Below are 22,766 nucleotides of genomic sequence, written 5' to 3'. Positions count from 1 at the left end.
CGTTACCCCATTCCCGGGAGAAAGCGCACCACGAGGTCGATCAGCCAGATCCCGATGAACGGGGTGATCACTCCTCCGATGCCATAGACCAGCAGGTTGCGACCGAGCAGCTTCGACGCCGACGACGGGCGGTACCGCACGCCGCGCAACGACAGCGGGATCAGCGCGACGATGATGAGCGCGTTGAAGATCACCGCCGAGGTGATCGCGGATTCCGCCGAGTGCAGCCGCATGATGTTGAGCGCGTCGAGTTGCGGATAGACCGCCGTGAACAGCGCCGGCAAGATGGCGAAGTACTTCGCCAGGTCGTTGGCCAGCGAGAACGTCGTCAGCGCACCGCGGGTGATCAGCAACTGCTTGCCGATGGCCACCACGTCGATCAGCTTGGTCGGGTCCGAATCGAGGTCCACCATGTTGCCGGCTTCCTTGGCCGCCGACGTACCGGAGTTCATCGCGAGCCCGACGTCGGCCTGCGCGAGTGCGGGCGCGTCGTTGGTGCCGTCACCGGTCATCGCGACCAGACGCCCACCCGACTGTTCCTTGCGAATCAAGGCCAGCTTGTCCTCGGGAGTCGCCTCGGCGACGTAATCGTCGACGCCGGCCTCGTCGGCGATGGCGCGCGCGGTCAGCGGGTTGTCGCCGGTGACCATCACGGTCCGGATTCCCATCGCGCGCAGCTGTGCGAAGCGTTGGGCCATACCGGGTTTCACCACGTCCGAGAGCTGGATGACACCCAGCACACGGGCCGGTGCGTCGGCATCGCGAACACCCACCACGAGCGGTGTCCCGCCTTCGCCGGAGATGGCCGCCACCTCGCGGGCCACGGCCGGGTCCACGCGACCGCCGCCGGCCTCGACCCAGCGGCCCAGCGCATCTGCGGCACCCTTGCGGAACTCGCGTACCCCGCCCGACTCGTGGACGTCGATGCCGCTCATGCGGGTTTCCGCGGTGAAGGGCACGATCTCGTACTCCGGATGCAGCCGACGGCGAGCGGCCGCCGCGGTGTCGGGGTCGATCTCGATGACGCCGAAGGACTGCACACACAGGTCGACGATGCTCCGGCCTTCGGGAGTGTCGTCGGCGAGGCTGCAGCGATAGCTGATGTCGGCGAGTTCGGATTTCTCGACGCCGGGTGCCGGCACGATGTCGGTGGCCCGACGGTTGCCGAACGTGATGGTGCCGGTCTTGTCCATCAGCAGCGTGTCGATGTCACCGGCCGCCTCGACCGCGCGCCCCGACATCGCGAGCACGTTGCGCTGCACCAGCCGGTCCATGCCGGCGATGCCGATGGAGCTGAGCAACGCCCCGATCGTCGTCGGGATGAGGCAGACCAACAGAGCGATCAGCTTGATCGGATCGGCGGACTGCCCCGCGTACTCCTGCATCGGCCCGACCGCGACCACCGCCATCAGGAAGATGATCGTCAGGCTCGTCAGCAGGATGTCGAGTGCGATCTCGTTGGGAGTCTTCTTGCGGGATGCGCCTTCGACGAGGGCGATCATGCGGTCGACGAAGCTCTCCCCCGGCGCGGTCATGATCTTCACGACGATCCTGTCGGAGAGCACCACGGTTCCGCCGGTGACCGCCGATCGGTCGCCGCCCGATTCGCGGACCACGGGGGCCGACTCGCCGGTGATGGCCGACTCGTCCACCGTCGCGATGCCGTCGACGACGTCGCCGTCGCCGGCGATGACCTCACCCGCCTCGACGACGATCAGGTCACCGATCCGCAGCTCTCCGCCGGGCACCTCGGTGGTCGAACCGTCCTCGGACAGGCGTCGGGCCATGGTGTCCTGCTTGACTTTGCGGAGGCTGTCGGCCTGCGCACGACCCCGGCCCTCGGCAACCGCCTCGGCCAGATTGGCGAACACAACGGTGAACCACAGCCAGGCTGCGACCGCCCACGAGAACCAACTCGGTTGCAGCGCAGCGAGAACAGTGGTGACGATCGCGCCCAGATACACCACGAACATGACCGGGTTACGAGCCTGGGCACGCGGCGTGAGCTTGCGCACCGCCTGCGGAAGCGACGAGATCAGCTGGCGCGCATTGAATGCACCGGTCGTGACCAGTTCCTCGCCCGCGTTCGACGAGGCGTCGACGTCCGCTGCGTGGGCTGTCTTCTCTTCTATGACAGGAGTACTCACAACACTGCCTCTGCGATCGGTCCCAGCGCCATGGCCGGGAAGAAGGTGAGTCCGGCGACCAACAGGATGGTTCCGGCCAGCAGTGCGCCGAACAGCAATCCGTGGGTCGGGAGAGTCGATGCGTCGTCCTCGACGCGCACTGGTTTCCGCTGAGTCGCTACCATTGTGGGCGCACCGCCTGATGCCGCCGCCGGCGCGGACACCGTGCTGCCCACCGCCGTCTCGCGATTGCGCGGACGCTGTTTGGCCAGCAGACCGGCGAGAGCGAGCACGAAGACGATCGGCAGGAAGCGCCCGAGCAGCATCACAATTCCAAGCGATGTCTGGAACCAGTCGCTGGTCACGGTGAGGCCACCGAAGGCGCTGCCGTTGTTGTTCGCGGCCGACGCGTAGGCGTAGAGCACCTCGCTGAAGCCGTGGATCGAGCCGGGTGTGCCGGGATCGCCGCTGTTGCCCTGGAATCCGGTTGTCGTTCCGAGGATCACCGAGATCGAGGTGCCGGCCAGCACCAGCGCGGGCATGACGAGGACGTAGAGCGCCGCCATGGTGATCTCATGCTGGCCGATCTTCTTGCCGAGGAACTCCGGCGAGCGGCCGACGAGCAGACCTCCGACGAATACCGTGATCACGGCCATGATGAGGACGCCGTAGAGGCCGGCTCCCACACCGCCGGGTGCCACCTCACCGAGGAGCATGTTCCAGATCAGCGCGCCACCCCCGGCGGCCGAGAAGCTGTCGTGCGCGGAATTCACTGCACCCGTGGATGTCCCGGTGGTCGAGACCGCAAACAGCACCGAACCGGGGATGCCGAAACGCTGTTCCTTGCCCTCCATCATGGCGCCCGCGGCCTGCGCGGCGATGCCGTCGGTGCGGGATTCGAAGACCCACACGACTGTCAGCATCACACCCCAGATGGCGGCCATGACCCCGAGCAGGGTCAGCCCCTGACGCCGATCGCCGACCATCGTTCCGTACGTGCGGGTGAGGCACACCGGGATGATGAGGAGCGCAAGGATTTCGACGATGTTCGACAGCGGCGTCGGGTTGGAGAACGGATGTGCGGAGTTCACCGAGAGGGTGCCGCCACCGTTGGTCCCGAGCTCTTTGATCGCCTCTTGCGACGCGAACGGCCCGAGCACACTGTGCGCTTGCCTGCCGTCGAGCGTCGTGAAGTCGAATCCGGTCTTGAACGACTCGATGGCGCCCTGGGTGAGTAGGATGAGCGCGACGATGAAGCTGAGCGGCAACAGGATTCGCACGCATCCGCGGACCAGGTCGACCCAGAAGTTGCCGATCTCGCCGCTGCCCCGCCGGTTACGGATGCCGCGGATCACGGCGACCGCGACCGCCATACCGACTGCAGCGGAAACGAAGTTCTGCACCGCGAGCCCGATCATCTGCGTGAAGTTGGTCATCACCACTTCGGGCGAGTACGACTGCCAGTTGGTGTTGGTCACAAAGGAAACCGCGGTGTTGAACGCCATCGACGGCGTCACACCCGGCTTTCCGTCCGACCACGGCAACACACCCTGGAGGCGCTGGATCGCGTACAGGAACAGGAACGAGATCAACGAGAAGGCCAGTACCGCAAGCGCATAGCCGACCCAGGTCTGCTCACGACGCGGATCGATGCGTCCGACGCGGTAGAACAGTTTCTCGAAGCGCAGGTCGCGTGCCGAGTCGTACGCCCGGGCCATGTAGTCACCGAGTGGCACGTAGGCAGCGGCGAGAATGAAAAGCAGCAATGCCAGTTGCAACAAGCCGGCCACCGTCGCAGACATGTCAGAACCTCTCGGGTGCGATGAGCGCGGCCACGAGATAGACGACGACTGCTGCGGCGAGCACCAACAGAACGATGGTGGTCACACCGTCGGCGGTCATCGCCCGGTCCTCGCATCGATTGCGCGCACGGTCAGCAGGCACAGCGCGATCGAGACGATCGCGACCAGCAGAAAGAGCAGGTCAGCCACTCGAACTCCATTTCCGAACTATGTACCCGGCCACGCAGAAACCTGCGAAGCCGCGACTGACAGGATCACTCGCGAAAGACGTCTGAAAGAGTTCGTTAACGGAATCCATACGCGTCGCGCCGGCAATTTGACGCGCGCTTTGCGGACGTTGCGACCGGCGTCAAGATCGCGTCAACAAGCCCTGGCGGCCCGTGTAGATCGCGTTCAGATTCGCGTCGGCGTTTCCGTCGGAGAGTACGACGGAAAGCATGAACAAGGTCACCGGCCAACAACCACTGACGGTCGCGACCGTGACCGGCCCGCCCCCGATCCGCGGCCGCTTCTTGCGGGGCGCGGACTCGTGGGGCGTCTTCCGGGTCGGGTTCGCCCGTCATCTCGTCCAGTTGCGTGTCTGCGTGTATCCGCCGGGCGTGACCGACCACGAGCGCACGATGCTTCGCCTCTGGTACTCGGCGCCGATCTGGGGTGTCATCGGCTGGCTGGCGCTCTGGCCGGCGATCAGCGCCGTGAGCCCTGTCGATCCGCCGTTCTCGATTCTCGCGGCAGCCGCCGTCATGCTGTCCGTCGTCTGGGTGGTCGGCCACCAGGCCTGGCCGGTGCGGAAATCAGTGCGCTCCATGGTCCTCTGGATCGACGACGACGAAGATCCCACGACACGACGCCGAGCCGACCAGTTGCTGCGGATCGTCGATTCGTTACGGGTGGCCGACCGCGATCTGCGCGAGGGCCGGATCGATGCCGTACGGCACGAAGCGATCTGGGCGCGCTGCTACGACGACCTCGCCTGACCGTCGGGACCCTCCCGCCGGCTGAGGTGCGAGGAGCGCAAGCCGCCGGGCTGAGGTGTCCCGTGCGAGGTACGAGCATGGAGCGTCTCGAAGTCGACGAGCCTCGAAGCCCCTGGTGAGATGACATCGTCGTCTCACCAGCCCTTCGAGGCTCGCTCCGCTCGCACCTCAGGGAGCGGTTGGAGGCTCAGAAGCGGTGGAAGGCCATGGAGCGAGGCGGAAGTCAGGAAGCACCCGCACTCAACGCGAGCCCGACCGTCCCGCCACTGCCGCGTCGAAGAGTGCTCGCCTTGATGGTGATCCAGCCGAGGATGCCGTACTTCTTGGAGATCAGTTCCCGTGTCCGCGCGGTGCCGGCGTCATCGAGGACTTCGCCTGTGCCCTCGACCGGTTCGCCGGTGACCTTCTTGCCGCGCGCATCGCAGGCCTGCACGATGATGCGCGGATCTCGCCGCAGACGTTTGACCTTCCACGAGTCCGCGACGGTCCACACGAGGAGGCGGTCGCCGTCGATCGTGGCCCACACCGGCGTCGACACCGGTGTGCCGTCCTTGCGAAAAGTGGTCAGCTGCACGTACTTCGCGGTTGCGGCGGCACCGAAGTCAGAGGTCATGCCGCCATGGTACCGACCTACTGGTCCTGCTCTTCGAGCCCGAACACAATGACCCGGCGCGGATATATCCGGATGAGTGCGTCATCGACGCCGCCGCGCGACTCTGTACCGCCGACGATCGCCTCGGCGTGACCCCGAATCTCGACCATCCTGACTCGCCACGGCTTGAGCGACGCGATGTCGTCGACGACGAACGCAACCTTGTCATTCCCCTTGAGGTTGCGAAACTTGCGGGACGACGCGAGGTTGTAGCCGACGATGTCGACGGTCCCGAGTTCGCGATTGACGGCGAAACCGACGGGATTGTTCTGCGGCGCGCCTTCCTTGTCGACGGTGGCGAGCCTGCCCAGCCGTTGCGTCTCGAGGTAACTCAGCACCTCGGGATCGAGCAATTCTTTGTGCCTCATGCGCGCACTCCAGTCGGCAGTTCCGCGGCAATGGGTGTGTTCTGTCCGGCGGCGACCCACCAGGAGCCGTCCCGTTCGACGAGCACATACATCGCCATCTCGGAGAATCCGCCACCTCGCGCATGCCTCCCGATGTGCGCGACCGCGACCCCCGGCGCCGGGTTGATCACCTCCGTCACCGAGAAGTCCGACGGCGGTGCCACCTGCTTGGCGAACAGCTGATGATGGATCTCGTTGAGCGGGGCGTGGCCGCGCAGGACGGCGCCTTTGGGGGAACCCCACACGATGTCGTCGGCGAACATCGCGTCGTAGGTGTCGGCATCAGAGTTGTCCATGCCGGCCTGCAACGTCGCCATAAGTGCGTCGACGGCAGCGAATGCACCGGGTTCGTAGAGGTTGAGTGATGGTCGGTCTCGTGTCATACCCCGACGCTAAGAGTTCAAGTTAACTTGAGGTCAAGGCCTCGCGGCGATCGCTGTCGCCACGTCGTCGCGGATGACGCAGTCGTAGGCGTGGTCGTTGACCATGCCGGTGGCCTGCATGAGTGCGAACATCGTTGTCGGCCCGACGAATCGCCAGCCCCGCTTCTTCAGATCCTTGGACAGGGAAACCGATTCCGGTGAGGTCGTCATCGATCCCGGCTTGTGGTCGGGACCGGGCGCAAACCGCCAGAAGTACTCCTCCAGCGACCCCTCGGCGTCGACGAGATCGCAGGCATGCCGGGCGTTGTTGATCGAGGCCTCGATCTTGCCGCGGTGCCGGACGATCCCCGCGTCGCCCAGCAACCGCTCCACGTCGGCCTCACCGAACCGGGCGACCTTCTCGAAGTCGAACCCGCTGAACGCGGCCCGAAAATTCTCCCGCTTGGTGAGGATGGTCCGCCAGCTCAGGCCGGACTGAAATCCTTCGAGGCATACTCGCTCGAACAGCGCGACGTCGCCGACGGTCGGAAATCCCCATTCGGTGTCGTGATACGTGGTCTCCGGCTCCTTGGCCGCCCACCCGCACCGCGCCCGACCGTCCTCCCCGATGACCACATCCGACATGGGCGATCTCCTCTCGAATCACTTGAACGGAGAGTACCGACGGCCACCGACACCTGATTGCGCTCCCTCACCGAATCGACCCCACGCCCACCGGGCGAAAATTTACTATCTCCTCATCGGGGGCACCTCGAAGGGAACGTCATGCGCAGACCGATCCGCCTCGTTGGAGCAATCTTGCTCGCCTTCGGCCTCGTCGCCACGCTGTCGGTGGCCACGCCGCAACCGCGTGCCGCTGCGTTCGCCGAGGACATCTGTTACACCCCCGGCGCCCCGCCGCACAGTTGCGGCCCGCTTCCCATCACCTGTTCCCTCGAGAATGCGGACGCCCCGATCTGCGGCCTGCGCGCCTTCTTGCGATACGCCTACACACTTCGTCAGCCGCTCGGCGGTCGCAGCCTGATTCACACGGACTCCAGCTACATCATCGCGAGGTCCGTCGGCTTCTCCGTCGCGGACGCCTATTGGATCGCCGCGTACAGCGAGGCGACCGACCTCGGCACCTTCGCCCCGCGCGACATGCGCGGCAACCTGGTTCCGAATTCGCGGCGGCTGACGACCAAGGACATCAGCGGCCTGGTACGTACGCATTTCGCCACCGGGGGCTTCCTGTTCCATTTCCTGCCGACGCTCCGAGGCCCACGCGCGCCGATGCCGAATGGGTTGCGCCCCGACGTCAACGACACACGGCACGAGATCATGCTGACCCATCTGCGACGCTGGGCGACAGCGGGCCCGGGATCCTCTGCGCCCCTGTGCACCGGAGGATTCACCAACCGCTCACCGGGAGGCGACTACGCGACGGGCGAGGGTTGCTATGGCGGCGCGAACCCCGTCCCGATCAACGGCACGTACAGCATCGTGTCGCCGGCTAACTTCCCCTTCACCAATTCGACTGGGCAACAGGTCATCACCGACGGAGTCCTGTCGTCGAAGTTCGATCAGTGGGTGGGCGGGCAGTCGGCGAACGCGCGAATCGGGATCTACATCCACGCCCTGGGAGACCGCATCTCACACCATGCGTGCACCGATGCCGGCACCATCGCACCGCCTACCCCGCGCCATCGGGCGTTCCGGATCGATCTGAACAAACCGTCGTGCGATCAAGGGCCACATGCGATTCGGCACGAGTTCGAGACCGGCGTCGACTTCCACGGTCTCGAGCCCGAGGACCGAACGACCGAGGCGGCGTTGTCAAAGGTGTACGACGAGCTGGTCTACTTCGCGCGGTTGCGCGGCACGCTGAATCCCACCGCGACCACGTCCGCCGCCAAAACCCGGGTCGTCACGAACGGACTCGTCCCGGCACTCGAGCACCGCAATCCGATGGTTCGGCTTCGTTCGGTGACCGCCGCCGGGTGCCGACTCGGCGTACCCGCATTTCCGGGCTCGCCCTCATGCCGGTGAGGTAGGCCGCGGGTCACCCGACGATCGGCATCTGTAGCTCGGTCCGCCAGTTCTCCTCGGGTTCGGGGTGAGTCGCGAGGTAGACCTCGCGCGCAGTGCCGTCGGTGCGGTAGCCGTTGTCCTCGATCCAGGTGGCGAGCGTCTGATAGCCCTCGCCGATGTCGACCATCCTGCCCACGTGCAGGTGGCACGCGGCCCGCTCGACGCCCGGCAATGTCACCGACTCGAGCCCGTCGACACTGACGCCGTCAGCCACCGGGCATGCCGCGGTCACCGTCAGTCCTTCACCGTCGGGGACGTAGGTGGCGATCGCCTCACCCGCCGGCGCGATACCGGCAGGCCCGAGAATCTCGAACATCCGCCCGAACAGTCCCCGGATCACCGGGCCCACGTCTTCCGGATCCGAACTCGCCGACACGTCCGTCAATGTGAGAACCCGAACCGGAGCAACACTTTTCATGACAACCGAGCTGGTACTCATGGTGCCTTCCCTTTCGATGATGCGGAGTCTCGCCTCGATCCGGGTGAGCCGATCCCGGTCTGCCGCAATCTGTTCGGCCACCTGCGCACGACGCAGACGTAGCATTCCCCGCAGTTCGGCGGGGTCGACGTCGGCGTCGATGATGCGGGCGACCTCGGCGAGGGTGAACCCGAGATCTTTGAGGGCGACCACGCGGTTGAGGCGTCGTAGCTGATCGGCCTCGTAGTAGCGGTACCCGGTGTGATCGTCGACCCGCGCCGGTTGCAACAGGCCGATCTGGTCGTAGTGTCGAAGCATCCGGATCGACACCCGGCCCATCGTGGCGAAATCTCCAATGGTGAACATGACACCGACCACGCTCCTGTCTCACATGGTGTGAGGGTCAACCCCGGCGCACCGAGAAGGCGCACCGTTACCGTTTCGTGACCCTCGGTTGCGAATGCATCCCAGTGCCACGTCCACCCGTGAGCTTGCCACCCGCCGCTCCTAGCGTCGATCACATGACGACACCGCGCACGCACCCCGACCCCTCGCCCGGCGAGTTGTCGTTGCTGGTCAAACGCGTCGCCGACGGCGATCGTCAAGCATTCGCGCAGTTGTACGACCTCACCTCACCACGCGTCTACGGCATGGCCCTACGGGTGATCCGTGATGCGGGATTCAGCGAGGAGATCACCCAGGAGGTGTATCTGACGGTGTGGCGGACCGCGGCGTCGTACGACACGAGCGGCTCGGTGATGGCCTGGCTGCTCACGATGGCCCACCGCCGATCCGTCGACCGCATCCGTTCGGAGACCGCCAGCCGACGCCGCACCCTGACGCATGGTCGGGAATCGGTGACACCGGCCTTCGACGAGGTCGCCGAGATCACCGAACGACGCGAGACGGTGCGGCTCATCCGAGCCGGACTCGCACACCTCACGCCCGTGCAGCGCGAGTCCATCGAACTCGCCTACTTCGACGGCCTGACGTATCGCGAAGTGGCCGAACGCCTCCAGGTCGCCCTGCCCACCGTGAAGTCCCGCATCCGCGACGGCATGCGGCGACTGCGGCTCAGCGTTGTCGACGCAGCCGCGTAGACGACATTCGTTTGCGCGAGCGGCGGTGTGCGGAAAAGCGAACCAGGCAACGGAGGGCACTACTGAAAACGGGCCCCTGACGGCACTCCTCCGAGATTGTCCCGGAAGGCACCCGTCAGGGGCCCGTTTTCAGTCACTCTCAGATCAGCCGAGCACCAACGACTCTCCGTCGGCACCGACGTTCACCGGCACCACGTCGCCGTCGCGGATGTCACCGGCCAGCAACGCCTTGGCGAGGCTGTCGCCGATGGCCTGCTGCACCAGCCGCCGTAGTGGGCGTGCACCGTAGAGCGGATCGAATCCGCGCTCGGCCAGCCATTCCTTGGCCTTGGGCGTCACTTCCAGTTCCAGTCGACGCTGGGCGAGGCGCTTGGCCAACTGCCGCAGCTGAATGTCGACGATGGAGACCAGTTCCTCGGGGCTCAGCGCGTCGAAGACGATGACGTCGTCGAGGCGGTTGATGAACTCCGGCTTGAACCGCGCGCGCACCGCCGCCATCACCTGGTCCTTGTCACCGCCGGCGCCCAGGTTGGACGTCAGGATGAGGATGGTGTTGCGGAAGTCCACGGTGCGGCCCTGACCGTCGGTCAGCCGACCCTCGTCGAGTACCTGCAGCAGCACGTCGAACACGTCCGGGTGGGCCTTCTCGATCTCGTCGAACAGGACCACCGTGTACGGGCGACGCCGCACCGCCTCGGTCAGCTGACCGCCGGCCTCGTAGCCGACGTAGCCGGGAGGGGCACCGACAAGCCTTGCCACACTGTGCTTCTCGCCGTACTCGCTCATGTCGATGCGAACCATGGCGCGTTCGTCGTCGAACAGGAACTCCGCCAGCGCCTTGGCCAGCTCGGTCTTGCCGACACCGGTCGGGCCGAGGAACATGAACGATCCCAGCGGCCGGTTCGGGTCGGCGACACCGGCCCGCGCACGACGCACGGCGTCGGACACGGCGACCACGGCGTCCTTCTGTCCGATGACGCGATGGCCCAGTTCGTCCTCCATGCGCAGCAGCTTGGCGGTCTCGCCTTCGAGCATCCGGCCGGCGGGGATTCCGGTCCACGCCGACACGACCTGAGCCACGTCGTCGGGTCCGACCTCCTCCTGCAGCATCACGTCTTCGCTCGGGTCGGTGCCGGTCTTCTCGATCGCGGCCTCGAGTTCCTTCTCCAAGCCGGGGATCGTTCCGTACCGCAACTCGGCCGCACGTCCCAGATCGCCGCCACGTTCGGCCCGATCCGCCTCTCCACGAAGCCGTTCCAGCTCCTCCTTGGTGTCGCGGACCGCGTCGATGGCGGTCTTCTCCGACTGCCAGCGGGCGCTCAGTTCGTTGAGCTTCTCCTTCTGGTCGGCCAGTTCCTGACGCAGCTTGTCGAGCCGCTCCTTGGAGGCCGCATCCGTTTCCTTCTGCAGCGCAACCTCTTCGACCTCCAGACGGCGGACGATTCGCTCGACCTCGTCGATCTCGACGGGGCGCGAGTCGATCTCCATCCGCAGCCGCGACGCGGCCTCGTCAACGAGGTCGATGGCCTTGTCGGGCAGGAAGCGGGAGGTGATGTAGCGATCGGAAAGCGTTGCGGCAGCAACCAATGCGGAGTCGGTGATGCGTACACCGTGGTGCACCTCGTAGCGTTCCTTCAGTCCGCGCAGGATGCCGATGGCGTCCTCGACCGACGGTTCGCCCACGTACACCTGCTGGAAACGACGTTCGAGTGCCGCGTCCTTCTCGATGTACTTGCGGTACTCCTCGAGGGTGGTCGCACCGACCAGCCGCAGCTCACCGCGGGCGAGCATCGGCTTGATCATGTTGCCGGCATCCATCGCGGAATCGCCTGTCGCACCGGCACCCACGATGGTGTGCAGCTCGTCGATGAAGGTGATGACCTGGCCGGCCGACCCCTTGATCTCGTCGAGCACGGCCTTGAGCCGCTCCTCGAATTCGCCGCGGTACTTGGCACCGGCGACCATCGAACCCAGATCCAGGGAGATGACCGTCTTGTTGCGCAACGACTCCGGCACATCGCCTTCGACGATCCGCTGGGCCAGGCCCTCCACGATCGCGGTCTTGCCGACGCCGGGCTCACCGATGAGCACCGGGTTGTTCTTGGTACGACGACTCAGCACCTGCACGACGCGTCGGATCTCGGTGTCGCGACCGATGACCGGGTCGAGCTTGCCCTCGCGAGCAGCCGCGGTCAGGTCGGTGGAGTACTTCTCCAGCGCCTGATACGTCGACTCCGGGTCCTCGGAAGTGACCCGCGCGGTTCCGCGCACGGCGACAAACGCCTCGCGAAGCGCCTGGGGCGTCGCGCCGACGTTGTGCAGCAGTTTGGCGACGTCGGAGTCGCCGGTCGCCAGACCGACCAGGATGTGTTCGGTCGAGACGTACTCGTCGTCGAGTTCCCCGGCAAGCTGCTGCGCTGCCGAGATCGCCGCGATCGACTCGCGGGAGAGTTGAGGCTGCGCGCTCGCGCTGGACACCGTCGGAGCACGATCGACCATCGCCTGGGCTTGGCTACGAACGCTCGACGGGTCCACGCCCACCGCTTTGAGCAGCGGCGACGCGATGCCGTCGGACTGATCGAGCAGCGCCACCAGGATGTGGGCCGGTCGCACGTCGGGGTTTCCTGCGCTTGCCGCCGCCTGCACAGCAGCACTCAACGCTTGCTGTGTCTTGGTGGTGGGGGTGAAGCTGTCCACTCGCGTGCACCTTTCTCTTTAGTCCAACAGGCTCAAGTATGAGCCATCCGAAGGGTGCAACGCCATCAAAGTTGAGTACATTCCGCTCAAGTCCGACAATAGTGTGATCTAGATCACTTCATACGGTGTATGCTCAGCGAGTCATTTGTTGCGCGCCGCCGACGAACCCCTGGTGAGAATCGCGGGCCCGGATCAGCGACGACTGACTTCGGGGAGGTTGCCATGCTGCATCCTGAATCGCGAAGAGCCCACGCCCTGAGTTCGCGCGGGACGTTCCGATTGCGGATAGTGGTCGGCCTCGCCATCGCGTCGCTTGCCCTCACCTTCGGAGTGCACGCGCCGGCCGACGCGGCGCCGCCCCCCACGCTGTGGCTGTGCAGTTCGGCGATGACCGCCGACCCGTGCGACCTGCCGCAGGACACCACCGATCTGCTAACCGGACGCGTAACCAACCCACTACCGGTCACCGCTGCCCAACGGTCGGTGGATTGTTTCTACGTCTATGGGACGGCGACCAACACGTTGTCCCTCAACGCCCCACTGGTTGCCGCTCCGGAAATCAAGTCTGGAGCGGAGCTCCAGTCGGCCCGGTTCAACAGCATGTGTCGGATCTTTGCTCCGGTCTACCGGCAGATCTCGCTGCCGGGCCTCGTGGCAGTGAATCTCGGCGCTACCACCGAACCAGTGGCAATCGCCTACCGCGACGTACTCGCCGCGTGGAACAACTACCTCACCCACGCGAACATGGGTCGCGGCGTGGTCTTCATCGGCCATTCCCAGGGCACGTTCCTGCTTCGCAAACTGATTCGCGAACAAGTCGATCCCAATCCTGTGGTGCGTGCACGCCTCGCCGGCGCCATCCTGTTGGGCGGAAACGTGAAGACCGCGCCCGGGAGGACGGTCGGTGGCGACTTCAACAACATCCCCATCTGCACCCGGCACGGTCAATACGGATGTGTCACCGCGTATTCCACGAATATCGTCTATCCGCCACTGTCCTTGCTCGGCAATAGCTCGCTCGATATCGTCTCGCTGCGTTTCGGATTGCCGATGGGGCCGAACTATCAGGTGGCCTGCACCGATCCGGCCGTGCTGAGTGGAAGCCGCAGGCCGGTCGGCATCACCGTGCCCAGCAAGCCGTATGCGCCGGGCGCCATCGCAATCGCGCTGGGCTATACGACTTTTCCCGAGGCATGGCCGACGTCGTCATCGACCTGGACGATCGGACGCGGTCGCGGCGTCGGCCGCTGCGAAGAAGTGAACGGCTACCGGCAGTATCACATTCGCATGGTTGTGCCCCAACAGATCAACGAGGCACCGCTTTTCGACTTGCATGCGCTCGACATCAACTTCGGATTGGATCGCCTGGTCGCCATCGCCTCTCAACAGGCCGCGAGCTGGCACGCGCACTCTCACTGACCCTCTTCAACCGTGAGCGTGTCGACGACGACGTCTCCCAGCCACGCCTCCAATTGCTCAAGGCTCCAACCGCATCGGCGTACCAGGCGGTCGGCGACTTCGATTGATGTTGCGGTCCAGAGGATGTCGGTCGCAGTGGTGGGCGTCAGGGTGTCGGGCAGACCGAAGCGGTCGGCGATGTGCCTGACCACGGATGCGTTGCCGGTGCGGCGTTCCCGTTCGATCGTGTCGACGAACTCCGTCAGTGCCCGGTCGGCACCCGGCCCCTCACCGAGAAGGACACCGAGCAGCGGGCCCACGCGGTGATACATGAGGCAACCCATGTGGATGTAGGCACGCAGTGTCGATGCGGCATCGGGTTGCTCGAAGACCCTGGTCATCATCGGCCGGATCGCGATGGGCTCCGGTTCGTCGTCGCCGGCCAGCAGCACGTCGTACACCGCTTTCACCACGGCCGCCTTCCCGCCGACAGAGTTGTAGATCGTCTGCGGACTCACTCCGGCTTCGCGGGCCAGGGACGCCACTGTCATCGAGTGATAGCCATGCCGGAGTAACTGGTCCTTGGCTGTGGCGAGCACTCGTGCTCTCGTCTCGCGCGCCGCCTGCTCGCGTTGCGGACTCACGTATGACCGAGGTGTTGACACCAAGCCCCCTTTGGGTGGATTATCATTCCACTGGAATAGTCTTCTAGCCAAAATCATAGCCCAAAGGAAACCCTCATGTACGACACTTCGAACCCCGCTCTGCCTTCGGTGCATCGCATCTTCGACGCGATCAACACCGGCCAATTGGACGCTATCCCAGAGGTGGTCACCGACGACTTCGTCGACCATGGGTCACCCGTACCGCTGCCACCCGGTCCGGCCGGGTACACCCAGATCCTTGGGTTCGTGACCGGCGTGCTGGATGTGCGCTACGAGATCGCCGACATCGTCAGCACCTCGGACCGAATCATCGTCCGCGCCAAGGCCTACGGTCGCGGCGTTTCAGCCGTACACGGCGAGGCCGGCGCCGGGAAGCCGTACGAGATGGACACCCTGCACATCTACCGCACCGAAGGCACGCGGCTGGCCGAGCATTGGGGTGTACGCGACGAGCTCGGGGTGTTGATCCAACTCGGCGTCGTTCCCGCACCGCAGCTGCCGCCGCTGCCGGAGGTCGGGGCGAGGTGATGACCCCGCACGTTCGCGCTGCACGACAACGACCGGGTCACCGCACGGCGTGTATCACACATGCATGCGCTATTCATGCTAGTTTCATGAAGTGAGCACTCTTCAGATCCGCAACCTGCCGGAGGACCTTCACGCTCAACTCAGCGAGCGCTCGGCCAAGCTGCATATGTCCATGTCTGAGTACGTCACCAAGCTCCTGCGCGACGACATGAGTCGTCCATTGTTCAACGAATGGGCCGCAACTATCCGAAGCGAAGGGCCGGGACGCAGTATCGACGTCGTGGGCGCCCTCGATGCAGTACGCGATGAATATGATGCCGGCGAGAAATGAGGCGAGTGGTCGACGCGAGCGCGCTGGTCGACGCCGTACTGCCGTCCGCACGGCAGGCAGCCGCCCTGCGATCAATGTCGGGCTACGAACTCTGGGCACCGACAATACTCGACATGGAAGCATTGTCGGCGATCTGGCGACTTCAGCGGACATCGCAGATCAGCTCTGCGGAGGCCGAGCGCGCGGTCAAAGCGGTGTGGACAGCTCCGATCCGACGTGTCGAGAGTGTTCAAATATCAAGCGCAGCATGGGATCTGAGAACTTCGGTGCGAGTATCCGATGCGTTCTATGTCGCCACCGCCAGATTCTATGATGCCGACCTCATCACGTCTGATGCGCGACTATCCCGCTCCCCCGACATTGGAGTTCCGATTGTGGTTCTGCCGCAATGAAGCTCGGCATCGCTGCTGGAGAAGTGGCGATCTCCTGCGCCCGTGGTCACCCCTGCTTTGTCAGTAACGCATAGCCCTGTCGATGCAATCGGTGGTGTCTCGGCCACTGGGTGAGCATCCACGCCGGATCACTGAATCCGGCCTGGGACACTGCCGTGGTCGCGGCCTCGAGTTCGAACTCCAGTCGTCGGCGACGTCGGCCGGCATCGGCCGGACCGTCAGCCTCGACCGCCTCGATCGCGTCGACGACACGCCGCTCGGAATCCAGCAGCACCGCGCGATACCCGCGCGGGCGCACACACCACAGCGTCACGACCGCCACCCCGACCCCGATGACGGTCTCCGCGATTCGCCCGATGACGGCCTCCGACAACGGCTCCTGCGGCGCAAGTGCGCCCAGCGTCATGGCCAGCGGGGTGATGAACACCATCGCAATCGCGTAGTTGACCACCAGGAAGATCTCGGTACCCGCCATCAGGACAACCACCGTCAGGATCAGCAGCACCGCAGACCCCAGCACCGGGGTGATCACGGCGAGCACACCCACTCCGATCACGGTGCCGACACAACGATTCAACGCACGCCAGCTGCCCGTGACGCGATCAGGCCCCTGGTGCAGGATCATGGCCGCGGTGATGACGGCCCAGTCCGGCCGGCCGAGGTCGACGGCGATCGCGATGCCGCCGGCGACCACGCACGCGACGGTGAGCCGCAACGCGAGCACGGGGATTCGCGGCCGGCGGAGTCCCCACCGCAATCGTTCGCCGACTCTGGCGCGTGGAAGCACCATCAGGTCGAGTTCTTCTTCAGACACACTCGTCTCGACCTTCTGGTCCTCGGCAAAGGCGATCACTGCCAGCAGCCGACGATGGATCCGGCTCAGCGCATCGGTCGGCGCGACCGCCTGGCCCCGGAGCCCGGCATCATCGAGACAGTCCCACGCCTCGTGAAGTGCATGAATCGCTCTGCGTCGCAGCAGGTCATCGTGTGGCTGGCGTGCGAGCGCATCGACGGCCGCGCCCGCCCGGGTCACCGCTTGCGCCTCCGGACCGTGACGGTCGAGCAATGCCGGCGTCATCGCAACGCCGAGTGCTACCACCGCGCCGATCGCGGTCCACAACACCACAGCGGGCGCGCTCGCGGTGCCGTCGAGCACCAACACCGCGGAGAGTTCAGCGCACAGCAGTAGCAGAAACGAGCCGGGAGCACGCTCCCGCAACGCGTCCACCCAGATTGCCGCGAGCACCACGACTGCCGTCATCATCGCGATGACTGCGATCCAAGCGCCGACCGACGCCGCACCCGCGAGGTGCCCGACTCCGGCGCCTACGGTGGCGCACGAGATCAGCGCCAATCCGTATCCTGCGACGACCTTCCATCGCGTCCGATACGGTCGACGTTCGCCATACACGACGGCGAACGCACCCAACGCCGACAAGGCCGCGGCCGCTCCGTGCCCGTTCGCCAGACCCACGGCGGCCGGGATCGCTACCGCCAGCGCGGCCCGGAACGCGCCGACCGCACGTTCACCGACTCCGGAGACCTCCAGCAGAACCTGCCGAAGCCCCGGGCGTTGCGGGAAGCCGGGTTCGGTTTCGGCGGTCATCTGATGATCCAATCATCGCGGCAGAGGTGCCTGCGACTTGCACGGTCACCGACTCAAGAGGCACCGTATTCGACGTGGAGCCCAACGTCGTACTGCGTGGCCGGTTGCTCTGTGCCGATGATGACGAAGCGGCCATCGTCGTGCGCCTACTCCCCCGACACATCGAACTCACCCGCGCCGAACCCGGGTGCCTGTCATTCACGGTGCAACAGAATGCCGAGGACCCGCGCACGTGGGATGTCGACGAGCGTTTCGTCGACGCAGCTGCATATCAAGCGCACCAGGACCGGGCCAGGTCGAGCGAATGGGGACATGCGACCGCCGGCATCCGACGCGACTACACCCTCGAGTAGTCGTGCGCGTAGGGACTCTGTACGAGTCAGATTGTGTAACTGCATATTCCACTTCGCTCTGCTGGCGCGTACAGATTTCGGCGCGAGTGTCGATTGCCAGCCTTGCCGCCGCTCCTTGAGGTGCGACGAGCGTTAGCCGCCGGGCTGAGGAGCCCCATGCGAGGTACGAGCACGGAGCGTCTCGAAGTCGAGGAGCCTCGAAGGGCTGCGAGCAGTCCCGCCAAAGCCCGCAACGCGTGGCTCTCCCAACATCATTCGATGATCGACATTCTTGTCGGTGGCGTGTTCTACCCTGGATGCAGTCGATCGGGGAGGGTCACGATGCGCGGAGTTCAGTCGGAAAATGCTGCACAGTCAACGATTTCGCGTGCTTAGTCCACAACCAGATTCTGGGCGACGAGAATTGTCGGTGGCCCGTTCTAGTCTGAATCCGGTCAATCGGAAAGGGGGTGACAGGGGATGTCGATTGAGGAGTACGCAGACGACGCGGTGTACTGGCCGCAGGTCGATGCCGCGGTGTTGGGGGTTCCGGATCTCGCGGTGATCGACGACGACAAGGCCGTGTCGATCAACGACATGGTCGCCTCGTTCGGTCACATCGAAAGAGGGAAATCCTACTTCTCCTGGCTCTCGTATCAGATTGCGGCCGAACTACATACCCGGCTGGTGGAGCCGACGATGGATGACGACACCGACTGGATCGATCAACGTGCGCAGTGCGCGATGCGGATCGCGGCGTCGTTGGCGATCTCTCAGTTGACGGCCGAGTGTTTGTTGGGAGAGGCGATCGCTTTGCGGGATCGGCTGCCGCTGGTGTCGGCCTGTTTGTGCGACGGTGTGCTCACCAAGGCACAGACCGTCGCGATCATCGGCCGCACCGACCTGGTCGGCGGTGACCACATCGGCGAGGTGGATGCCGCGATCACCAAGGAACTCCGTAAACGCCGCGGCCGGTGGTCACCCCAAGCGATCCGGGATCTGGCCGACCGGATCGTGTTCCGCCACGACCCCGAAGCGGTGCGGGAACGCCGTAAGCATGCCAAAGGCCAACGTGCGGTGTGGGTCGAGGACCTCGGCGATGGGATGGCCACTCTGGCGGCGTCGATGACCGCGGAGAACGCGCGCATCGCGGTCGCCGCGGTCCAGGCGTTGGCAGGCACCGTGTGCTCCAAGGATGGTCGGGGGAAACGGGCCCGCAACTCCGATGCGGCGTTCGCCCTGTTGTCGGGCACCCGGTTTGAATGCCAGTGTGGGCGTGCCGAGTGTGATGCCGAGATTCCCGAACCCGGAACCCTGCCGCCGGCCCAGGCGCGGATCGTGTTGCATGTGGTGTGCGAGGAAACCACCCTCACCGACGAGTCGAACACCACTCCCGCGCATATGAATGGGTTCGGGGTGATCTCGGCCGAGCATGCCCGCGAACTCGCCCAACGCCCCGACGCGGTCATCAAACCCATCAACCCCCAACCCGCACCAGCCCAGCCGACTCCGACCCCGCCAGGTGACCTTTCTGACGACGCCACCACCCCGATCCCTGAGGTGCGAGGAGCGCAAGCGACGAGCCTCGAAGGGCCTGGCGAGACAGCGTCGGACACCACGCCACCGGTCTGTGACGTGCCCGAAGCAGCGTCGGTCGACGAAGGCATCCCCCCGCTCCCTGAGGTGCGAGGAGCCCTGGCCGCCGGATTGAGTAAGGACCGGGCGAGCCTGCGAGCCGGGACCGCATCGAAATCACCGAGCCTCGAAGGGCCTGGCGAGACACCGTCGGAAACCACCACCGATCGGCCGTTGAACTGTGAGAAACCCACCCGGGGTAACCCGGATTTCTGGCGCCGCATCCCCGAACCCACTCCACCACAACCACCACCACCGCCAATGCTGAGCGCGGTGCCGCCGGGTCTGGCGCCGCATCTGCGGTCGGATCCGTATCGGCCTTCGACCGCGCTGGTCACCTACATCCTGTCCCGTGAGGGCACGTGTTCGGTTCCCGGCTGCACAAAACCGGCCTGGGAATGCGAACTCGACCACGTCTGCGAGTACAACCACGACGACCCGTATGCCGGCGGGCACACCGACCCCGCCGGGATCGGCGCGAAATGCCGCTTCCACCACCTGGCGAAAACGTTGACCGACTTCGTCGACGACCAAATCCTCGACGAGAACGGCCGCCCGCACACCACCTGGATCACCCCCGAAGGACTCGTGTTGCCCGGGCGGGCCGACTCGATCATCGACATCGTGCCCGCCCTCGGCCGAATCCGGTGGCGCCCCGCCGACACCCGCACCCGACCGCGGGTCATCTTCGACGGCACCGGCGAACTCCCCAAGAAACGACGCCGACCCCGCACCGTCGACAAACACCTCCGCCGACAACGCGAACGCCTGCGCAACCGACTCCGCATCGAAGCCGAACCCCCACCACCCTTCTGATCAGGAATCAGATCCGTACCGTGGAACCATGCGATTGAGAACCTTGCTGTCCACGGGAGCCGCAACCGCGGCCGCAGCCGTCGTCGGGAGTTCCGCTTCGAGATCCGCCGTCGACACTTGGTATCCGACGCTGCGCAAACCACCTTTCACGCCTCCTCCGGTGGTGTTTCCGGTGGCATGGACGACGCTCTACGCCGACATCGCCGTCACGTCCGCCGCCGCGCTCGACCGCCTCGAAGACGAGCACCGCGACGACGAGCGCCTGCGCTACGCGGCGGCACTCGGCACCAACCTGGCGCTCAACGCCGGCTGGAGCTGGTTGTTCTTCGGAGCCCACCGACTGGGTCCGGCCGCCGTCGCCGCCGGCCTCCTGACAGCCAGCAGCGCCGACCTGACCCGACGCACCGCACAGGTCGACGCGCGCGCCGGCACTGCAGTGGCGGCATACCCGGCATGGTGTGCTTTCGCCACACTGCTGTCGACCGAGATCTGGCGCCGCAACCGCCGCTGATCACGGTCACGGCAACGCCGACAACTCACCCATTCTCAACAGACCCGGCCCCGCCCACTCGGCAAGTCGCGCGGAGGCCGACGCGACGGCTGGGTCCTCGCGTGCGTCCGGACCGATGCGCGCCGGATTCAGCGCACAACCATTGGCCCACGCGGCGATGTCGTCCTCGGCCATGAAGCTGCGCGTGGCCATCGAACCGCGCAACTGCATACGAATCCAGTCAATAGGGCTGTCGGCCAATGCGTTCGGGGGGCAAAGACGATTCCGATCACGATCGTCGTCGCGCGTCGCCTCGACGTAGCCGGCAAGCGCGGCACCGAAACACGGGAAACCCGCGCGGATCGTCTGCAACCGAATCTTCTCACCCCACAGCGGCACCAGCGGCGGGTACTTCAAACCCGCTGCAGCACAATGCACCACCACAGAGTCGGGCGGCAGCGGAACCGCGCCGCCGTCGAGCACCACCTCGCGTGCCGATATCCCCCGGACATGCCCCAGTCGAACGACATTCTCGACCGAACGCAACAAGTCGAGTTCCCACTCCCCCAGAGTCGGCGCCTTGGCCATTGTCGGTAGCAAACCGCGGTCGATGCGCATCATGACGCCGGCCGCTTCCAGACGCAGGAAAAAGTCATCGACACTATCCGCGCGGGCAGCAGCCTCCATCGTATCTGCGGACAGCTTCAGCGACACCAAGGGATCTGGCTGCACCACAGCACGATTCAGCATCCATGGCTCACGCGGGCGCACCCACGTGATCCGATTTGATGCAACGCCATGACCGAGCAGCCAGACGATCGCGTCGGTCGCGGTCTTCCCGGCACCGACGATCACGAAGTTACGAGGTGTCATCGCGCCGGGAGCGAAGCGAGCGGGCGAAATCGGCTCCGACAGGTCGGCGATTCGGTTGACCGCGACCACTGGCACATCGTCTGCGACTGCGAAGGGTGGCGGCGTCGACGCCGGAATCGACGGCGACAGATAGGTGGCGTCCACGACGCGCCGACGTACTTCGACGGACACGGTCTCCCCCGACACCCGCGACGTCACCAGATGGGCGTCACCGTCGGTGCGGTACTCACTGGCCGACAGGAAGGTCACCCGGCCCGACCCGACGAAGCGGCGACGCATGATGTCGTCGAAGTACGCTTCGATCGCGGGCTTGCGCGCCCGCTCACCGAGCCCCTTTTCGGGTCCGCTCAGCTGGACCGAACCGTCCCCGAGCAGCGTCGACGCCACCCCATAGAACGACGACGCCTGATGCAGATGCACGAACGGATACGCGTCGAGCCAATGTCCGCCGGCAGCATGTCGGCGGTCGACGATCGTGACGTGTACGTCAGCGTGGTCGATCAGCGCATCGGTGAATGCCATACCCATCGCACCGGCACCGACCACGAGGTAGTCGGTCGTCAGCGTCGTGGCCGTCATCGCTCACCTCCTCATACGCCCTGGACTGAACGTAGCCCCTCCACCATCCACATCGTCATCCGGTCGATGCACAACCACATTCCGACTGCCGCGTACAGCCAGAACTCGGGTTACGCTCACGGCTCACCTCGCAACGGGGGTTTGCGAGTGAGTTGGGGAATGAATGCAGACCATCACCTTGTCGCGCAGCGATGCCAAGAACTACGCCGACCTCGTCTTCGGCGAATGGCCTGCCCATCGCCGGTTCGGTCACCAGGCCGGGTCGATGCCCGAATGGCAACAGATGGCACTCATCAAGGAGATACGCGACGGCACCACGATCACCAACCTCCAGATCTTTCACGACGGCGCGTGGGCGCACCCTCCTCGTGACCTGCCGTTCGCCTTGGACGAGGCCATCGACGACGTCGCCCAACAAGCACGGGCGCACGCACAAGAGCTGAGCGTCATCTTCACCGTCGAACGTGCCACCCGCACAATGCAATTACG

General features: G+C 65.3%; 22 protein-coding genes. 10 read left to right on the top strand and 12 right to left on the bottom strand.

What is annotated here, in order from left to right:
• Positions 1-2 precede the first annotated feature (2 nt).
• From kdpB to ACWDTF_RS15535, 3 genes are read right to left on the bottom strand one after another with little or no spacing between them, the layout of a single operon-like run.
• Entirely contained in the window at positions 3-2,132 is a 2,130-nt protein-coding gene (gene kdpB, locus ACWDTF_RS15545; RefSeq protein ID WP_449754638.1) for a potassium-transporting ATPase subunit KdpB, read from the bottom strand.
• A gap of 11 nt (positions 2,133-2,143) precedes the next feature.
• Positions 2,144-3,928, bottom strand: a complete 1,785-nt coding sequence (gene kdpA, locus ACWDTF_RS15540) for a potassium-transporting ATPase subunit KdpA (RefSeq protein ID WP_433256442.1) — start codon at positions 3,926-3,928, stop codon at positions 2,144-2,146.
• 1 nt (position 3,929) lies between these two features.
• Positions 3,930-4,028 (bottom strand): potassium-transporting ATPase subunit F, encoded by a 99-nt coding sequence (locus ACWDTF_RS15535; protein WP_240859433.1) that lies wholly within the window; start codon positions 4,026-4,028, stop codon positions 3,930-3,932.
• A gap of 337 nt (positions 4,029-4,365) precedes the next feature.
• On the opposite strand from ACWDTF_RS15535, the gene ACWDTF_RS15530 reads away from it, so the two are divergent.
• On the top strand, positions 4,366-4,905 hold the full coding sequence (locus ACWDTF_RS15530) for a DUF6611 family protein (RefSeq protein WP_240859434.1): 540 nt from the start codon (positions 4,366-4,368) through the stop codon (positions 4,903-4,905).
• Positions 4,906-5,128: 223 nt separating this feature from the next.
• Here the strand turns inward: ACWDTF_RS15530 and ACWDTF_RS15525 are convergent, their stop codons facing one another.
• The 4 genes from ACWDTF_RS15525 to ACWDTF_RS15510 are packed head-to-tail and all read right to left on the bottom strand — an operon-like array spanning position 5,129 to position 6,971.
• Positions 5,129-5,518 (bottom strand): PPOX class F420-dependent oxidoreductase, encoded by a 390-nt coding sequence (locus ACWDTF_RS15525; protein ID WP_355275436.1) that lies wholly within the window; start codon positions 5,516-5,518, stop codon positions 5,129-5,131.
• 17 nt (positions 5,519-5,535) lie between these two features.
• On the bottom strand, positions 5,536-5,925 hold the full coding sequence (locus ACWDTF_RS15520) for a PPOX class F420-dependent oxidoreductase (RefSeq protein WP_449754620.1): 390 nt from the start codon (positions 5,923-5,925) through the stop codon (positions 5,536-5,538).
• Entirely contained in the window at positions 5,922-6,347 is a 426-nt protein-coding gene (locus tag ACWDTF_RS15515; RefSeq protein ID WP_240859450.1) for a YybH family protein, read from the bottom strand. Before ACWDTF_RS15515 ends, ACWDTF_RS15520 begins: the two co-directional genes overlap by 4 nt.
• A gap of 33 nt (positions 6,348-6,380) precedes the next feature.
• Positions 6,381-6,971, bottom strand: coding sequence for a DNA-3-methyladenine glycosylase I (locus tag ACWDTF_RS15510; RefSeq protein WP_240859452.1), 591 nt, complete (start codon positions 6,969-6,971; stop codon positions 6,381-6,383).
• A 141-nt stretch (positions 6,972-7,112) separates the two neighbouring features.
• Here ACWDTF_RS15510 and ACWDTF_RS15505 point away from each other — a divergent pair, with 141 nt between their 5' ends.
• A complete protein-coding gene (locus ACWDTF_RS15505) occupies positions 7,113-8,375 on the top strand; it encodes a hypothetical protein (RefSeq protein ID WP_240859454.1) in 1,263 nt (420 codons plus the stop codon).
• Between the two features lie 13 nt (positions 8,376-8,388).
• Here ACWDTF_RS15505 and ACWDTF_RS15500 read toward each other — a convergent pair whose 3' ends face one another.
• A complete protein-coding gene (locus ACWDTF_RS15500) occupies positions 8,389-9,201 on the bottom strand; it encodes a MerR family transcriptional regulator (protein ID WP_240859456.1) in 813 nt (270 codons plus the stop codon).
• Between the two features lie 155 nt (positions 9,202-9,356).
• On the opposite strand from ACWDTF_RS15500, the gene sigK reads away from it, so the two are divergent.
• Positions 9,357-9,935, top strand: a complete 579-nt coding sequence (gene sigK / locus ACWDTF_RS15495) for an ECF RNA polymerase sigma factor SigK (protein ID WP_240859458.1) — start codon at positions 9,357-9,359, stop codon at positions 9,933-9,935.
• Positions 9,936-10,079: 144 nt separating this feature from the next.
• Here the strand turns inward: sigK and clpB are convergent, their stop codons facing one another.
• Positions 10,080-12,632, bottom strand: a complete 2,553-nt coding sequence (gene clpB, locus ACWDTF_RS15490) for an ATP-dependent chaperone ClpB (RefSeq protein ID WP_240859460.1) — start codon at positions 12,630-12,632, stop codon at positions 10,080-10,082.
• Between the two features lie 222 nt (positions 12,633-12,854).
• Here clpB and ACWDTF_RS15485 point away from each other — a divergent pair, with 222 nt between their 5' ends.
• A complete protein-coding gene (locus tag ACWDTF_RS15485; RefSeq protein ID WP_240859462.1) occupies positions 12,855-14,051 on the top strand; it encodes a DUF3089 domain-containing protein in 1,197 nt (398 codons plus the stop codon).
• On the opposite strand, the gene ACWDTF_RS15480 is transcribed toward ACWDTF_RS15485, so the two are convergent.
• A complete protein-coding gene (locus tag ACWDTF_RS15480; protein WP_449754619.1) occupies positions 14,045-14,752 on the bottom strand; it encodes a TetR/AcrR family transcriptional regulator in 708 nt (235 codons plus the stop codon). The genes ACWDTF_RS15485 and ACWDTF_RS15480 overlap by 7 nt on opposite strands.
• 18 nt (positions 14,753-14,770) lie before the next feature.
• Between ACWDTF_RS15480 and ACWDTF_RS15475 the strand changes: the two genes are divergently transcribed.
• The 3 genes from ACWDTF_RS15475 (at position 14,771) to ACWDTF_RS15465 (ending at position 15,946) form a co-directional block, all read left to right on the top strand.
• Positions 14,771-15,223 carry an ester cyclase gene (locus ACWDTF_RS15475; RefSeq protein ID WP_240859468.1) on the top strand — a complete coding sequence of 151 codons (453 nt, stop codon included), beginning with the start codon at positions 14,771-14,773 and terminating at the stop codon, positions 15,221-15,223.
• A 91-nt stretch (positions 15,224-15,314) separates the two neighbouring features.
• Positions 15,315-15,554 (top strand): FitA-like ribbon-helix-helix domain-containing protein, encoded by a 240-nt coding sequence (locus tag ACWDTF_RS15470; protein WP_240859469.1) that lies wholly within the window; start codon positions 15,315-15,317, stop codon positions 15,552-15,554.
• The gene (locus ACWDTF_RS15465; protein WP_449754618.1) at positions 15,551-15,946 is read left to right on the top strand and encodes a type II toxin-antitoxin system VapC family toxin; all 396 of its coding nucleotides are present in this window, start codon (positions 15,551-15,553) and stop codon (positions 15,944-15,946) included. Before ACWDTF_RS15470 ends, ACWDTF_RS15465 begins: the two co-directional genes overlap by 4 nt.
• A 46-nt stretch (positions 15,947-15,992) precedes the next feature.
• On the opposite strand, the gene ACWDTF_RS15460 is transcribed toward ACWDTF_RS15465, so the two are convergent.
• Entirely contained in the window at positions 15,993-17,552 is a 1,560-nt protein-coding gene (locus ACWDTF_RS15460; RefSeq protein WP_449754617.1) for an FUSC family protein, read from the bottom strand.
• 74 nt (positions 17,553-17,626) lie between these two features.
• On the opposite strand from ACWDTF_RS15460, the gene ACWDTF_RS15455 reads away from it, so the two are divergent.
• The 3 genes from ACWDTF_RS15455 (at position 17,627) to ACWDTF_RS15445 (ending at position 20,846) form a co-directional block, all read left to right on the top strand.
• Positions 17,627-17,905, top strand: coding sequence for a putative quinol monooxygenase (locus tag ACWDTF_RS15455; protein WP_240859476.1), 279 nt, complete (start codon positions 17,627-17,629; stop codon positions 17,903-17,905).
• Between the two features lie 459 nt (positions 17,906-18,364).
• Entirely contained in the window at positions 18,365-20,335 is a 1,971-nt protein-coding gene (locus ACWDTF_RS15450) for a DUF222 domain-containing protein (RefSeq protein WP_449754616.1), read from the top strand.
• Between the two features lie 28 nt (positions 20,336-20,363).
• The gene (locus ACWDTF_RS15445) at positions 20,364-20,846 is read left to right on the top strand and encodes a TspO/MBR family protein (RefSeq protein WP_355275452.1); all 483 of its coding nucleotides are present in this window, start codon (positions 20,364-20,366) and stop codon (positions 20,844-20,846) included.
• A gap of 6 nt (positions 20,847-20,852) precedes the next feature.
• Here ACWDTF_RS15445 and ACWDTF_RS15440 read toward each other — a convergent pair whose 3' ends face one another.
• A complete protein-coding gene (locus tag ACWDTF_RS15440) occupies positions 20,853-22,277 on the bottom strand; it encodes an NAD(P)-binding protein (protein WP_449754615.1) in 1,425 nt (474 codons plus the stop codon).
• Positions 22,278-22,766: the final 489 nt, after the last annotated feature.

The organism is Gordonia sp. NPDC003422 (genome assembly GCF_053588675.1).
The sequence above is the reverse complement of the archived record's forward strand: the minus strand, read 5'-3'. Positions and strand labels throughout refer to the sequence as shown.

Coding starts and splice junctions, on each gene's coding strand:
- ACWDTF_RS15465 (WP_449754618.1), top strand. CDS start 15,551: ATGAGGCGAGTGGTCGACGCGAGCGCGCTGGTCGACGCCGTACTGCCG.
- ACWDTF_RS15480 (WP_449754619.1), bottom strand. CDS start 14,752: ATGATTTTGGCTAGAAGACTATTCCAGTGGAATGATAATCCACCCAAA.
- ACWDTF_RS15500 (WP_240859456.1), bottom strand. CDS start 9,201: ATGTTCACCATTGGAGATTTCGCCACGATGGGCCGGGTGTCGATCCGG.
- ACWDTF_RS15535 (WP_240859433.1), bottom strand. CDS start 4,028: ATGACCGCCGACGGTGTGACCACCATCGTTCTGTTGGTGCTCGCCGCA.
- sigK (WP_240859458.1), top strand. CDS start 9,357: ATGACGACACCGCGCACGCACCCCGACCCCTCGCCCGGCGAGTTGTCG.
- ACWDTF_RS15485 (WP_240859462.1), top strand. CDS start 12,855: ATGCTGCATCCTGAATCGCGAAGAGCCCACGCCCTGAGTTCGCGCGGG.
- ACWDTF_RS15460 (WP_449754617.1), bottom strand. CDS start 17,552: ATGACCGCCGAAACCGAACCCGGCTTCCCGCAACGCCCGGGGCTTCGG.
- ACWDTF_RS15525 (WP_355275436.1), bottom strand. CDS start 5,518: ATGACCTCTGACTTCGGTGCCGCCGCAACCGCGAAGTACGTGCAGCTG.
- ACWDTF_RS15530 (WP_240859434.1), top strand. CDS start 4,366: ATGAACAAGGTCACCGGCCAACAACCACTGACGGTCGCGACCGTGACC.
- ACWDTF_RS15515 (WP_240859450.1), bottom strand. CDS start 6,347: ATGACACGAGACCGACCATCACTCAACCTCTACGAACCCGGTGCATTC.
- kdpA (WP_433256442.1), bottom strand. CDS start 3,928: ATGTCTGCGACGGTGGCCGGCTTGTTGCAACTGGCATTGCTGCTTTTC.
- ACWDTF_RS15445 (WP_355275452.1), top strand. CDS start 20,364: ATGCGATTGAGAACCTTGCTGTCCACGGGAGCCGCAACCGCGGCCGCA.
- ACWDTF_RS15510 (WP_240859452.1), bottom strand. CDS start 6,971: ATGTCGGATGTGGTCATCGGGGAGGACGGTCGGGCGCGGTGCGGGTGG.
- ACWDTF_RS15520 (WP_449754620.1), bottom strand. CDS start 5,925: ATGAGGCACAAAGAATTGCTCGATCCCGAGGTGCTGAGTTACCTCGAG.
- ACWDTF_RS15475 (WP_240859468.1), top strand. CDS start 14,771: ATGTACGACACTTCGAACCCCGCTCTGCCTTCGGTGCATCGCATCTTC.
- ACWDTF_RS15505 (WP_240859454.1), top strand. CDS start 7,113: ATGCGCAGACCGATCCGCCTCGTTGGAGCAATCTTGCTCGCCTTCGGC.
- ACWDTF_RS15450 (WP_449754616.1), top strand. CDS start 18,365: ATGTCGATTGAGGAGTACGCAGACGACGCGGTGTACTGGCCGCAGGTC.
- ACWDTF_RS15440 (WP_449754615.1), bottom strand. CDS start 22,277: ATGACGGCCACGACGCTGACGACCGACTACCTCGTGGTCGGTGCCGGT.